The sequence below is a fragment of the Parapedobacter indicus genome, from assembly GCF_900113765.1.
Taxonomy (GTDB): domain Bacteria; phylum Bacteroidota; class Bacteroidia; order Sphingobacteriales; family Sphingobacteriaceae; genus Parapedobacter; species Parapedobacter indicus.
This window is the reverse complement of record NZ_FOQO01000002.1, coordinates 651,168-664,972: the sequence shown is the minus strand read 5'-3', so window position 1 is coordinate 664,972 and position 13,805 is coordinate 651,168. Positions and strand designations below refer to the sequence as shown.

Sequence of the window (13,805 nt, the reverse complement as noted above, 5' to 3'; positions counted from 1 at the left end):
CATGACTCCGGTATCGCGTTCCATACCCATCACTCCATCCCAATCTTTTGCAGTGAAACACCTGCGGGGCACGGATTGCAATATCCCCTACCATGTGCATAGTGCACATGAGTTGATACTGATCCGATCAGGTTCGGGAAACTTTTATGTGGGCAATACCATCAGGCGGTTTCGGACAGGCGATGTATATTTACTGGCACCGGGAGTACCGCATTGGTTTAAATGTGAACAATCGATCGAATGGAACACAGCGGAAGACGAATTCATCGTTCTCCAGTTTTGCAGATCGTTTTTGGGCGAAACATACTTCAATCTTCCAGAACACGGGAAATTGAAGCGATTGCTTACGATAGAGGGACTGGCATTGTCATTCAAAGGCGTGACACAGGATTCATTAGCTGAATTTCTTCTATCAATGCCGCACGCCATCGGGCAAGGACGTTTACTGCTTGTACTTCGGCTGCTCGCCTTGCTGGGTGAAAACCCGGGTTGTGCACCGTTGCATCATACCATATCTACCGATATAGGCTTGCAGGGTAAGGAACCGCTGGATCGTATACAGGCGTATGTAGCTAGTCGGATGCGTAACCGAATTTACCTCGAAGAGGTGGCCGAACTTGTGAATATGAGTGTGCCCACCTTTTGCCGCTATTTCAAACAGTGGACGGGGGAAACGTTTACAGATTTTGTACAGGAAATGCGGATAGAATATGCATGTGAATTGCTGAAAGATACCTCGATAGCAATTCATGAAGTTTGCAGAGATAGTGGATTCCAATCAATGGCGCATTTCATCAAACTAATCAAGCGACTGAAGGGAATGACACCACAGGAGTTTAGGAAAATGTTTGCCTAAACAGACTATTTCAAAAAGACATCTCTTTTAAGTAGCTTTACCCAAACCCGCTGATCATGCACACTTTTACGTTTAATACGGTTATTTTTGCGTTTATATTGTTGCTTGTCGGATGTGGTCCCGATGCCGCAAGTCGCCGAAAGGGAGAATTAGCCCGTAACAATCCCAGGAAACGGCTGATAAATAAACTTGCCGGAGATATAGATGTAGTACCAACAGCCGAAACAATAGACAAAGGAAGGGTATTGATGTCTTATTCCGATTGCTTTACCTGTCATAAAGAAGCAGACCGCAAGCGTGGCCCCGCATTCAACGACATTGCAGCCCGTTACCCTATGAACAGCACGTATATCCGTATACTTGCCAAACGAATTGTTTTGGGAACCAAGGGTTCCTGGGGTAATGTCGTGATGCCGCCACATCCAACGATTTCAGAAGGAGATGCCGAAAAGATGGTCATGTATATTCTTTCATTGGATGGACTTGATTAGGGAACGATCAGCGATTACTCCTACTTCGTTTCCATTTGACCGGATATCACGTTATCCAATCTTATCAAAATCGCATGCTATATTGCCATCGTGGGCACAGTATACCAAGGCTTGTCTATTTTTGGAGAGAAAGCGAAAAAAAAAAACATCATCATGAGATTAATCCGTTTTGGGAGCCCGGAGGCGGAGCGCCCGGGTATTTTGGATGAACACAACGTTAGACGGGACCTTTCCGATCGCTTCAGCGATTGGGACCGTGATTTTTTCAACAAAGGTGGCTTGGAAAAACTGCGCGAATACCTGGCTATCAATCCTCGACCAAATGCCGTAAGCGAAAATGAACGTTGGGCAGCGCCTATTGCCCGTCCGGGCAAGGTCATCTGTATCGGGCTGAATTATTCCGATCACGCCAAAGAATCGAATATGACGATTCCGCAGGAGCCTATTGTTTTCCAGAAAGGATCCAATACGGTCGTTGGTCCATACGATCCCATCGTCATTCCAAGGGGCAGCGAAAAGACAGATTGGGAAGTTGAATTGGGCGTGGTGATCGGCAAGGATGCACGCTACCTGCAGTCTACGGATGAGGCGAAGCAGTATGTTTTGGGATACTGTGTAGTCAATGATGTGTCTGAACGTGCTTTCCAACTGGAACGTGGCGGACAGTGGACCAAAGGTAAGTCGTGTGATAACTTCAGTCCTACCGGTCCATGGTTGCTGACGGCCGATGAAGTGGCTGATGTACACAATTTGCAGCTGAAACTTTGTGTGAATGGCCAGATCATGCAAAATGGCAATACGGAAAACCTGATCTTCGGTGTATACCACGTTATCCATTACCTATCGCAGTTCATGACCTTGGAAGCTGGAGACCTGATTCTGACAGGTACGCCTGCTGGCGTGGGCCTGGGAATGAAGCCACCGCTCTACCTGAAAGCAGGCGACGTAGTGGAACTCTGTGTGGATGGACTTGGTGAGCAGAAACAGGTTTGCGAACAGGCATAAATCCATAGAGGGAGAAACATATGAACATCAGAAAAGTACTCATCGCCAACCGCGGTGAGATTGCGATCCGAATTAGCCGGGCTTGCAATGAGTTAGGTATTGGTACGGTAGCCATTTATACGTTTGAAGATCGGTACTCGCTGCATCGGTATAAGGCGGATGAAGCGTACCAGATCGGGTTGGATAGCGAGCCGCTCAAGCCATACCTGGATATCGAAGCCATCCTTGCTACGGCCAAAGATTGTGGTGCCGACGCGATCCATCCCGGCTATGGGTTCCTTTCGGAAAATGCCGACTTTGCCCGCCGTTGTGCTGACGAAGGAATCGTATTCATCGGACCCTCGCCCGCGGTAATGGACATGCTGGGTGATAAGGTACGTGCCAAAGCGGTAGCCCAAAAAGCGGAGGTGCCCATCATTGAAAGTAGCAAAGGGGTATTGGATGTGGTTGCGGCGGCATTATCCGAAGCGTGGCGCATTGGCTATCCCCTCATGCTGAAAGCCGCCGCGGGGGGCGGTGGCCGTGGTATGCGCGTAGTACGCAACGATGTTGAACTGGAAGCAGCCTTCAACAGTGCCCGCAACGAGGCACTGAACGCATTTGGCGACGGTACGGTTTTTCTAGAAAAATATATCGAAAATCCCCGACATATCGAAGTGCAAGTGGTGGGTGATCGGCATGGCAACGTGATGCACTTGTATGAACGCGATTGCTCCGTGCAGCGTCGATTCCAGAAGGTGGTGGAAGTAGCGCCGGCGGCAAACCTACGTGCAGAAACCCGCGATAAGCTATATACGTATGCGACAGCTATTGCCATAGCGGCTGGATACGATAACGTCGGTACGGTTGAATTCTTGGTTGACCCCGATGGCCAGGTTTATTTTATCGAAGTAAATCCGCGTATTCAGGTCGAACATACGGTTACGGAAATGGTGACGGGGATCGATCTTGTAAAAACACAGTTATACATCGCTTCCGGATACAAACTATCCGACCGGTTGGTAGGATTGGCGGAACAGACGGCCATTCCACTTAATGGGTTTGCTATACAATGCCGGATAACCACGGAAGATCCGTCAGACGGTTTTAAACCCGACTACGGTACCATCGTTACCTACCGCAATGCAGCTGGCTTTGGCGTGCGGTTGGATGAAGGTAGCGCCTATCCGGGCATGAAAGTAAGCCCGTTCTTTGATTCCATGTTGGTAAAAGTCAGCACCCACGGCAATACACTGGCTGAAGCGGCTAAACGGATGGACCGGGCGCTTCGGGAATTTCGTATCCGCGGAGTAAAAAACAACATCGGTTTTCTGGAAAACCTGGTAACCCACCCGGTTTTTTTAGCAAGTGAGGCTACGGTGGAATTCATTGCTACGCATCCTGAACTGTTTAAACCAGCTGGCAAACAAGACCGCGGCACCAAGTTGCTGGCCTTTCTCGGCGATATATCCGTCAATGGGAACCCCGATATCAAGGGGGAAGTGCGGTTGGCTAAATTGGAGCCACCGGCAATTCCTGCCATTGATTCACAGACGCGTTTCCCGAAGGGAACCAAAGATCGCCTGACCGAATTGGGTCCTGAGGGGTTTTGCGAATGGCTGGCCAATGAAAAGCAGATACATTATACCGACACAACATTACGCGACGCCCACCAATCGCTACTTGCTACCCGTGTTCGTACCTATGACATGTTAAAAGTTGCTTCCGGATTCGCCAAAGCACATCCCCAAACGTTCAGCATGGAAGTGTGGGGCGGCGCAACGTTTGACGTGTGCCTGCGCTTCCAACTGGAAGACCCTTGGAAACGGTTGGCAAAACTGCGCAAAGCCATCCCGAACATACTGTTACAGATGCTCATTCGTGGATGCAATGGTGTAGGGTATGCTGCCTATCCGGACAACCTAATCGAAGCGTTTGTGGAAAAAAGCTGGGAAACCGGGGTCGATATATTTCGCATTTTTGATTCGCTCAACTGGGTAGAGAACATTGCTCCTTGTATCGAAATGGTGCGAAAACGTACCGATGGTATCGCCGAGGGGACATTGTGCTATACAGGTGACATTCTAAACCCACAACGCAACAAATATAACCTCAACTATTACCTGCGGATGGCCAAAGATTTGGAGAATGCAGGAGCTCACATGTTGGCCATCAAAGATATGTCGGGATTGTTGAAACCGTATGCCGCATCGGAACTCGTTACTGCATTGAAGGATACGGTAAAAATACCCATTCATCTGCATACACACGATACCTCTTCGCTGCAGACGGCTACCTACCTAAAAGCCATCGAAGCAGGCGTCGATGTTATCGATTGTGCGTTGGGTGCACTATCGGGATTGACATCCCAACCCAATTTCAATGCCATCATCGAGATGATGCGTTTCAACGAACGGGAGAACTTTTTTGATATCGATAGCCTCAATGCATATAGCGACTACTGGGAAGCGGTGCGCACCTATTACAGTCCTTTTGAATCGGGGATGAAGGCTGGTTCGGCCGAGGTTTTCAGTCACGAAATACCCGGTGGGCAATATTCTAACCTGAAACAGCAGGCGAATGCGCTTGGTTTGGGGGGACGTATAGGAGCTATCAAACGTAGTTATGCAGAAGCAAATCAGCTATTTGGAGACATCGTCAAAGTAACACCTAGCTCCAAGGTGGTTGGTGATATGGCGCAATACATGGTGGCCAACAACCTAACAGGGAAAGACGTATTATTACGGGGCGACAGCCTATCGTTCCCCGACTCGGTGGTATCCTTTTTCCGCGGAGATATCGGTCAGCCGGAGGGTGGCTTTCCTGCTGACCTGCAACGAATGGTATTGAAAGGACAGCACGCATATTCCGATAGGCCCAACAAGCATTTGCCACCGCTTGACCTCGATTTGGATTTTAAGCGTTTCTTAAGGGAATATGGTGAGGATCTGACATTTACGGATTACTTAAGTTATCAATTTTATCCCAAGGTGTTTGTTGATTATTTAACCGCTTATCGAAAATATGGAGACGTTTCGGTAGTACCCACGCAGTATTTCTTGTATGGCATGGAACCGGGAGAAGAAACAACGGTGGAGCTGACAAAGGGAAAAACACTTCTGGTGAAGTTGGTGTCCATTGGCCCAACCGACATGGATGGCAACCGCACCGTATTCTTTAAGTTAAATGGACAGACACGTAACCTGGAGATACGAGACGGTAAGTCAGAGATTGCACGGAAGGAAAATAGAAAAGTAGATGCCACCAACCCCCGGCAGGTGGGTTCGCCGTTGCAGGGTTTGCTGACCACGGTATTTGTGGCGGCGGGCGATGTAGTAGCGATAAATCAACCGCTTTTTGTCATCGAAGCCATGAAGATGGAAACTACCGTTACCGCTGCCGTGCAGGGCACAGTGAAACAAGTTGAACTCGGTGCCGGAACATTGGTGAATACCGACGATATGGTACTGGAGTTGGAGTAATTGCGTTGCATATAAAAGCGAATTTATCTAAGTTTGATGGCTAGCAAAATAATGAAGGCATTGAATAGGAAAGAAGGGCTGTCGGAGCTGGGTAATAACTTGAAGGGCTCGTTTTATCACGACGAAAGCCCCGAACATCAAACCCTATTGCGGGCGTATTCAACGGATGCATCCGTGTATCAGGAGCGCCCTTTGGCCGTAGCTATCCCCAAAGACACCGATGATTTAAAGCGGCTCATAGGGTTTGCGCAAGCGCATCAGGTAACGTTGATTCCGCGGACCGCGGGCACTTCACTTGCTGGTCAGGTGGTAGGCCGCGGCATTGTTGTGGATGTGTCGAAACACTTTAATCAGGTGTTGGAGGTAAATGTGGAGGAACGCTGGGTACGTGTACAGCCCGGTGTGATCCGTGATGACCTGAACGCCTACCTCCGCCCATATGGATTGATGTTTGGCCCAGAGACGTCAACCGCTAGTAGGGCGATGGTGGGGGGTATGGTAGGCAATAACTCCTGTGGCTTGCATTCCATTGTATGGGGGGATACGCGCAGCCACCTGCTCTCGGCAAATGTGCTGGTGGATGACGCATCGGAAGTTGTGTTCGAAGCGCTAAATGAAAAGGCACTGTTTAATAAGCTGAAACTTGCAGGTAGGGAAGGCGATATTTATCGCAGAATGAACGATTTGTTGTCTGATCCTGAAAATCGCGAAGCAATTAAAGCGGGCTATCCGAAACCAGCGCTCACCCGGCGCAATACGGGCTACGCGCTGGACATGCTCAGCGATACTTCCCAACCCTTCAACTTCTGTAAGCTGTTTGCTGGATCGGAAGGAACCTTGGGTATTCTTACGGAAGCGAAGCTCAACCTGCTGCCACTGCCCCCAAAGGAAATAGGGTTGCTGTGCGTACATTGCAACACGATTGTCGAATCGCTTCATGCAAATGTGGTAGCGTTGCGCCATCGCCCTGAAGCGTCGGAACTGGTGGATAAGTACATCATGGACTTCACGAAAGGACACCCTACCTATCAATATAACCGTTTTTTCATTGAAGGCGATCCGGAAGCCTTATTGATGGTGGAATTCCGAGGGGCAACGCCGGCAGAGATTGAGGAAAAAGCTGCGGACTTGAAAGCGGACTTGCTGGCGGCGGGGTTAGGTTATGCCTACCCCCTGATTACCGGACCGGATACCAACTTGGTTTGGGATGTGCGCAAAGCCGGATTGGGTTTGATCCGCAATTTGCCGGGAGACACACAGCCTGTGAATCTAATCGAAGATTGTGCGGTATCGCCCGAAGACCTGCCGGCTTATATCATCGATGTTCAACAGTTGCTGGACAACCATGGGCTGAAAGCTTCGTATTACGCGCATGCGGGTGCAGGTGAGCTGCATGTGGAGCCGCTGATAAATTTGAAAACCGCGGAAGGGAAAAAAGCGTTTCGGGCCGTGCTGGCAGAAACCACCCAACTTGTCAAAAAGTACAACGGTTCGTTGAGTGGCGAGCATGGCGATGGGCGCTTGCGCGGGGAATTCATTGGCGCTGTTTTGGGAGACAAAGTCTATGCATTACTGAAACAGGTGAAGGCAATATTTGATCCCTCCGGTGTCTTCAACGCGAATAAAATTGTAGACACGCCACCCATGGATGAATTCTTGCGCTATGAGCAAGATACGCCAACAGTAAAGATAGACACTGTTTTCGATTTCAGTCGACAGGAAAGCATCTTAAGGTTGTCGGAAAAGTGCTCGGGTTCGGGCGACTGCCGGAAATCGCATATCACAGGTGGTACGATGTGCCCCTCTTATATGGCTACACGGGAGGAGAAAGATACAACACGTGCGCGGGCGAATATATTGAGGCAATTTTTAACCCATTCACTGAAAGTCAATCGCTTCGACCATGCCGAAATCAAAGAAGTGATGGACCTCTGCTTGAGCTGCAAAGGCTGCAAGACCGAATGCCCATCTGGTGTGGATATTGCCAAGATGAAAGCGGAGTTTCTTCAACATTATCACGACGCCAACGGTACACCTTTCCGGACCTGGGTAATTGCCAACTTTACCAAATCTCAGCAATTGGCGTCTTATCTGCCCGGCCTTTATAATGCTGTTATCAGAAACAAAGCATTATCCGGTTTGGTAAAGAAGATGCTGGGTTTCGCGCAGGATCGATCGCTGCCTGAAGTGGGAAAAACAACGCTGCGCAGGTGGATAGCGAGGCAACGGAGACACCAGAAAGTCGAGCAGCGGAAACGGCGTGTCTACCTGTTTTGTGATGAGTTTACAGACTACAACGATGTCGCGATCGGTCAAACTGCGTACCGGTTGCTCACCGCATTAGGCTACGAAGTAGAACTCGCGGAACATGTGGAAAGCGGCCGTACCTACCTATCGAAAGGATTGGTTCGGCGGGCAAAGGCGATTGCTAACCGCAATGTCCGGAACCTGAAAGGTATCGTTACCGCAGATACGCCACTGATTGGTATTGAACCTTCGGCAATTCTTACGTTCCGGGATGAATATCCGGATTTAGTGGATAACGAGTTGGTGACCGATGCTTATAATTTGGCGAAAAACGCATTGCTCATCGACGAGTTCTTATTGACTGAAATGGAGGCAGGGCATATTGCCGAGTCGATGTTCACAGAGTTGCCTCGTAAAATAAAATTGCATGGACATTGCTACCAGAAAGCATTTCATTTGGTGGAGACCACTGCGAAAATTCTTTCCTTCCCCAAAAGCTATCAAATAGAGACCATTCCATCCGGTTGCTGTGGAATGGCGGGATCTTTTGGGTATGAAAAGGAGCATTATGAGGTGTCGATGAAGGTAGGGGAGTTGGTGTTGCTACCCACGGTCCGGAATACTTCCGAAGATGTCCTCATTGCCGCCCCTGGCACAAGCTGCCGGCACCAGATCAAAGATGGGGTGGGGAGAAGAGCATACCATCCCGTTGAGATTTTGTGGGAGGCATTGCGTAAATAACCAGCATGCATTCAATGACCGATAAATAACTCGGATAGCGGGGCAATCCGCTTTAAGGATAATACCTGTTCGTATTTTAAAGGTTTAATAAAATAGCCTACGACACGCTCGTAAGATGCGGCGCGTCGTCGGTCTGCGCTATCAATTGAAGAAGTAGCAATGACAACATAAACTTTCCGGTGGATGGTCATCTCTTCCAATTGGTCCAATACTTGCCAGCCGCTGATCTCCGGCATATTAATGTCCAGAAAAAGTAGGATGGGAGTGTGGGAACGGCTGTGCTCCGTTATAAATGAAAGCGCTTCCTTACCATTGGTAAACGTATAGGGCCGTGTCGAAATGCCAGCATTGACAAGCTGAAGCCTGGTCATCAGATTAAAAATTTGGTCATCATCGACAATCATTACACAAATATCCATCGCTTCAGTGTGTTATCACGTTTATTTGTTCTGCTTTGTCTGTAATCGCGTGGATTACCTCGTCCAGCTCGGTGGCCGCGCGACCTATCGCACCCAATAGTTCACTGTAATTAACAACCGATCCGGGAAATTGTTGGATAAGGTCAACCAACCCCATAATACGGGCTAATGGTGCTCTTACAACATGAGATTGCATCCAGGCGATTTCCTGCAACTTGCTGTTCTGGGTCTCGATTGCCGTCACATAATTGCGCTTTTCGGTAATGTCGTTAACCAATACGACCTCTGCTTTCTGTCCCTGAAACTGTATAATGTTGCTTTGAATTTCAACATGTATTGGTTTTCCGTCTTTTTTCCGATGCAGATAAACGCCTTTCGTAAACAATTGATCGTGTTGTTTGGAGTAAGCTACTGCGGCTTCTATTTTAGCGATCTCCTCGGGCGGGCGGATCTCTTTTATCGTCATCGAAAGAAACTCTTCCCGCGTAAATCCATAAAGAATGACGGCAGCGTGATTCACGTCGAGAAATTGGTATGTTTCCAAGCTATATACCCACATAGGTTGTGGGCTGAGATGAAATAGATCGCTATATTTCTTTTCGGACGCTTCGATCTCCTTTACATGTTGTTCTAATCGCGTGTACAGTTCATTCAGCTTTTTTTCGGCCAATTTAGTGTCCGTAATATCGAGGCTTGCACCGATCATTTTCTTCGGAACATTGCTATCCCCGATAAGCCTTACCCATGAGCGTAAATGCCGTATTTCTCCATTTGGACATACAATCCGCTCTTCAAAGACCGTGTCCTCGCCCGTCTCTTGGATACGTCGCACAACATCCATAACCTGTTGTCGGTCATCGATGTGTACCGACTCAAGGTAACTTTCAAATGCGGGGGCAATAATTTTTGCGTTAATTCCATAGATATCATACAACGTGTCGGACCAAGAAACCTTACCGGTTTCTAGCTCGCGCTGCCAGATGCCAAAGTGGGCCAATTCCTGCCCCTGACTAATCATGGCCGCTGTCTCGTGAGCCAAATCCGCGTTTAGACGGTTCTCGATGATGACTTTCAACAGCGAGGTCGTACGGTCCACAACGGCCAGTTCGTCCGGTTTTGGCGACTGGACCTGTTTATAGTACATGCCCAACACCGCTAGGGTGTTTCCCTCAGAATCAAGAATTGGGTAAGACCAACAAGCTTTTAAATCATAAGCCAACGCCAAGTGTTTGTATGCCGTACACCGTGCGTCTGTGTCGATATCGTTAACAATTATTGGTCTTTTTAGGTAGGCGGCGGCACCGCATGATCCCGTGTTTTCACCGACTATCAGGTTATCGATCGTCTGGAGGTATGTTTCAGGTAACGATGGGGCCACCCATGTACGTAAACGATTATCTTGAATCCGATGTATGGAGCAATACATTCCCGGGAAAAGAGATTCAATGCCGGTCAAATAGTTGGATAAAACATGGGCTAACGGTATTTGTCGTTGTTCATTTAGTTCAAGAATGGTCTTTTCCAAGCGATCTAAATCGGCGAGACGCTTTGTTTCGGTAATATCTACCATAATGCCACGGAACCATCGGGGGACGTCTCCTTCATAGGTGACGGAAACAATGTCCTTGATCCACACGATCCCGCCGTCTTTTTTAACCATTCGGTAATCGAATGCCTGATTTGCCGGAAACTGGTTTTTTTCCGTTAGATAGTAATGCCGTGCAACGTGTTCGCGGTCCGCTTCAACAATATGATTTAACCAAAACAAGTCATCCGCTAGCCAGTCTTCGGCGGTATATCCTAATATCTGCGCTACTTTTTCGCTTATAAAAGTTGTCTTATACGTCTGCGCGTCCACTTCCCAAACGATTCCGTCAATCGTTTGAACAAGATTCTGGAATTTATGCTCGGATGCGACCAACGCTTCATCTTGGTACTTTTTTTCTGTAATGTCTTGTGTAGTCCCATAGATACGTACACAGGTGCCGTTTACCAGATCGGCTTTACCTACGGAAAATATCCAGCGTGTACGCCCTTTTGCAGTGGTGATGGGAAATGTAGTATGAAAAACAGTACCGTCGTGCATGGCTTTTTCGAAAGCCAAAGTGAGTTTTTTCCGGTCATCTTCATGGGTATAGAAAGCGATACCCGAATCAAAGTCCGGTTGATAGTCCGGACTTACCTCAAAAATTTCGCGTATTCCCTGCGACCAAATAACCGTTTGGTGTGCCATGTTCACTTCCCAGCTGCCTATGCGTGCCAATTGTTGGGTATCTTGGAGAAATTGGGCGTGATTGATTGATTCGGTGACATCGGTCATCGAGCGGATAATAAGCTGTATTTCACCGCAGTCGTCAAGTACCGGCGTCTGTTGAATTTCGAGGTATCTGATATCGAAACGTGTAGGCGAGGTGGTGATGGGAAGCGCATATTTTTGCGGAACTATTTTGTGGTTTTTTTTTTCTTGAAGTATCGCATCGAAGCTGTTTCTCCATTCGTTATCCGTTAGGTATGGATTGCTGGGGAAGACTTCAAAGAACCCTTTTCCCACAAGTTCTTCCCTGCTTTTGGTAAGAAGAGCTAGGTATGCGTCATTGGCATCGACAATGGTAAATATAGGTGCATTGGGGCGCAGCACGATACTGGGAGTAGGCAATGCCCGAAATACAATCGAATAATCGACCATGTCATTCATAGCTAAATGTTTTAAGTAGAAGCGTAAAAGTAGGTCGATTTTTTTAAAAGTCCTAACATTTTGGTACGGAATCGGCAAGCGACAGATTCTGCAGGAAGAGGCGGCTTCAAAGAAGCCATGAAAATACAAAGCCCCGATTTTGTTCGGGGCTTGTAAAATGGGAGCCGCCATTTACGGCCAAATGCCTAAATTTTGGTAGGAGATAGCAATCTTGTCAATTGATCCCACAAAAGCTGCTGTCCGCAAGGTATCAATGGCTGCATTTGCGTTTTTTATCGCACGTATTTCATGATATGACCGAATCATGGTATCTTCCAGCCCCGAATTTACCAATTCCAATTCGTCTGCTCCTTTCACAATGGCCATTCGTTGGGCAGATGTGAGTGATTTGCCAGTAATGGTTTCTACGGTATTTACCAGGTTAAGATTGGACATTTCTTCGTAGCGTTTATCCATACGGCCAAAGGCTACATGAGAGAGGTTCTTCAACCATTCGAAATAAGAAACGGTTACCCCTCCGGCATTGCAATACATGTCCGGAATGATGATTCCACCATTTTTGACAAATGCTGCTTCAGCGCCGGGGGTGGTCGGCCCATTTGCACCCTCAGCAATAATCTTTGCTTTTATACGACCTATATTATCTTCCGTCAATTGATTTTCCAGCGCAGCAGGTACAAGGATATCACATGCCTGTTCCAAGCCTTCCGCTGGAGTTTTGAACTGTTTTTTAGCCTTTTTATAGTTGAGAATCGAGCCAGTGTTTTTTCTGTGTTCAAGAATGGCATCCGGATCTAATCCGTCGGGGTTATAAAGTGCGCCGTCGTATTCGCACACACCAACGATAATAGCTCCAAACTCCATCAAAAACTTTGCCGTATTGTATCCCACATTACCTAACCCCTGTACGATCACTTTTTTCCCCGCAATGCCAGGGGTAAGACCGATCTCCTTCATGTCTTCGGCCACATCCACGCATTCGCGTATTGCAATGGCTACCCCTCGTCCCGTTGCCGCCTTACGACCGTTAATGCCGTGCAATGACAACGGCTTACCGGTCACACAGCCGAATGCATCCAATTGGCCGGGATTCATGGTGGTGTATGTGTCGGCAATCCAGCTCATTTCCCGTTCACCGGTGCCATAATCCGGAGCGGGTACATCGATGGCTGGTCCAATGAAGTTTTTCTTGATCAGCTCTACCGTGTACCTGCGTGTGATGGTTTCCAGTTCGCTCACCGAATAATTTTTTGGATTGATGCAAATACCTCCTTTTGCTCCGCCGAAGGGTACGTTGACGATAGCGCATTTATAGGTCATCAGTGCAGCTAACGCCATCACCTCATCTTCGTTGACCAGTTCGCTATATCGGATACCTCCTTTGGTGGGCGACATGTGTTGTGAATGCTCTACCCGCCAGGCATGGATTACCTCAATCTGATCGCCTCTTCTAAAAGGAAAGCTGAACCGGTAAATGCTGTTGCATACTTTAATTTGGTTCAATAAACCTTGGGGATGCTTGGTGAATTGCGCCGCATGATCAAAAAACTGTGATACATCATCAAAAAAATGGGCATTTTGCACGGGTTTCGCTACTGACTTAGCCATAGTTAATCATCGTTAATGGTAATTGGTAACTTATTGTTATCGTTATTCTTTTTGCTGTTTTTCCAGCCGGGAAATTTTTCTGTCGATGGTAATCAAATAGATGGCCAACCCCAGGAACAATACAGCCAACACGGCTACCACAACATAAATTTTGCCCGAACTGCGCAAACCCGTAGCCATCTCGACCCCGGTATTTGATTGGGCAAAACTACTCATTAACCCATTGATAACTAGTAGTAACGAAAGAATTATCTTTTTCATATTGTTTTGCAATAAACGTTG

General features: G+C 47.8%; 9 protein-coding genes. 5 read left to right on the top strand and 4 right to left on the bottom strand.

All coding sequences use genetic code 11. The features are described 5' to 3' along the window. The first annotated feature begins 1 nt into the window (after position 1). The 5 genes from BMZ56_RS06240 to BMZ56_RS06220 all read left to right on the top strand — a co-directional run bounded on the left by BMZ56_RS06240 (position 2) and on the right by BMZ56_RS06220 (position 8,801). Positions 2–856, top strand: a complete 855-nt coding sequence (locus BMZ56_RS06240) for a helix-turn-helix domain-containing protein (protein WP_090625576.1) — start codon at positions 2–4, stop codon at positions 854–856. 56 nt (positions 857–912) lie between these two features. Next, the gene (locus tag BMZ56_RS06235) at positions 913–1,347 is read left to right on the top strand and encodes a c-type cytochrome (protein WP_090625573.1); all 435 of its coding nucleotides are present in this window, start codon (positions 913–915) and stop codon (positions 1,345–1,347) included. Between the two features lie 153 nt (positions 1,348–1,500). Next, positions 1,501–2,352: a fumarylacetoacetate hydrolase family protein gene (locus tag BMZ56_RS06230; protein ID WP_090625811.1), complete on the top strand. Its 852-nt coding sequence runs from the start codon at positions 1,501–1,503 to the stop codon at positions 2,350–2,352. 20 nt (positions 2,353–2,372) lie between these two features. Continuing rightward, positions 2,373–5,813, top strand: a complete 3,441-nt coding sequence (locus BMZ56_RS06225) for a pyruvate carboxylase (protein ID WP_090625571.1) — start codon at positions 2,373–2,375, stop codon at positions 5,811–5,813. 36 nt (positions 5,814–5,849) lie between these two features. Next, on the top strand, positions 5,850–8,801 hold the full coding sequence (locus BMZ56_RS06220; protein WP_245893099.1) for an FAD-binding and (Fe-S)-binding domain-containing protein: 2,952 nt from the start codon (positions 5,850–5,852) through the stop codon (positions 8,799–8,801). An 11-nt stretch (positions 8,802–8,812) separates the two neighbouring features. Here BMZ56_RS06220 and BMZ56_RS06215 read toward each other — a convergent pair whose 3' ends face one another. The 4 genes from BMZ56_RS06215 to BMZ56_RS06200 all read right to left on the bottom strand — a co-directional run bounded on the left by BMZ56_RS06215 (position 8,813) and on the right by BMZ56_RS06200 (position 13,784). After that, on the bottom strand, positions 8,813–9,220 hold the full coding sequence (locus BMZ56_RS06215) for a response regulator (protein WP_090625565.1): 408 nt from the start codon (positions 9,218–9,220) through the stop codon (positions 8,813–8,815). A gap of 4 nt (positions 9,221–9,224) precedes the next feature. Continuing rightward, on the bottom strand, positions 9,225–11,915 hold the full coding sequence (locus BMZ56_RS06210; RefSeq protein WP_177195053.1) for a PAS domain-containing protein: 2,691 nt from the start codon (positions 11,913–11,915) through the stop codon (positions 9,225–9,227). A 171-nt stretch (positions 11,916–12,086) separates the two neighbouring features. Continuing rightward, positions 12,087–13,523: a Glu/Leu/Phe/Val family dehydrogenase gene (locus BMZ56_RS06205; protein WP_090625561.1), complete on the bottom strand. Its 1,437-nt coding sequence runs from the start codon at positions 13,521–13,523 to the stop codon at positions 12,087–12,089. 42 nt (positions 13,524–13,565) lie between these two features. Then, on the bottom strand, positions 13,566–13,784 hold the full coding sequence (locus BMZ56_RS06200) for a CcmD family protein (RefSeq protein ID WP_090625558.1): 219 nt from the start codon (positions 13,782–13,784) through the stop codon (positions 13,566–13,568). Between the last annotated feature and the right edge of the window lie 21 nt (positions 13,785–13,805).

Coding starts and splice junctions, on each gene's coding strand:
- BMZ56_RS06240 (WP_090625576.1), top strand. CDS start 2: ATGACTCCGGTATCGCGTTCCATACCCATCACTCCATCCCAATCTTTT.
- BMZ56_RS06235 (WP_090625573.1), top strand. CDS start 913: ATGCACACTTTTACGTTTAATACGGTTATTTTTGCGTTTATATTGTTG.
- BMZ56_RS06230 (WP_090625811.1), top strand. CDS start 1,501: ATGAGATTAATCCGTTTTGGGAGCCCGGAGGCGGAGCGCCCGGGTATT.
- BMZ56_RS06225 (WP_090625571.1), top strand. CDS start 2,373: ATGAACATCAGAAAAGTACTCATCGCCAACCGCGGTGAGATTGCGATC.
- BMZ56_RS06220 (WP_245893099.1), top strand. CDS start 5,850: ATGGCTAGCAAAATAATGAAGGCATTGAATAGGAAAGAAGGGCTGTCG.
- BMZ56_RS06215 (WP_090625565.1), bottom strand. CDS start 9,220: ATGGATATTTGTGTAATGATTGTCGATGATGACCAAATTTTTAATCTG.
- BMZ56_RS06210 (WP_177195053.1), bottom strand. CDS start 11,915: ATGAATGACATGGTCGATTATTCGATTGTATTTCGGGCATTGCCTACT.
- BMZ56_RS06205 (WP_090625561.1), bottom strand. CDS start 13,523: ATGGCTAAGTCAGTAGCGAAACCCGTGCAAAATGCCCATTTTTTTGAT.
- BMZ56_RS06200 (WP_090625558.1), bottom strand. CDS start 13,784: ATGAAAAAGATAATTCTTTCGTTACTACTAGTTATCAATGGGTTAATG.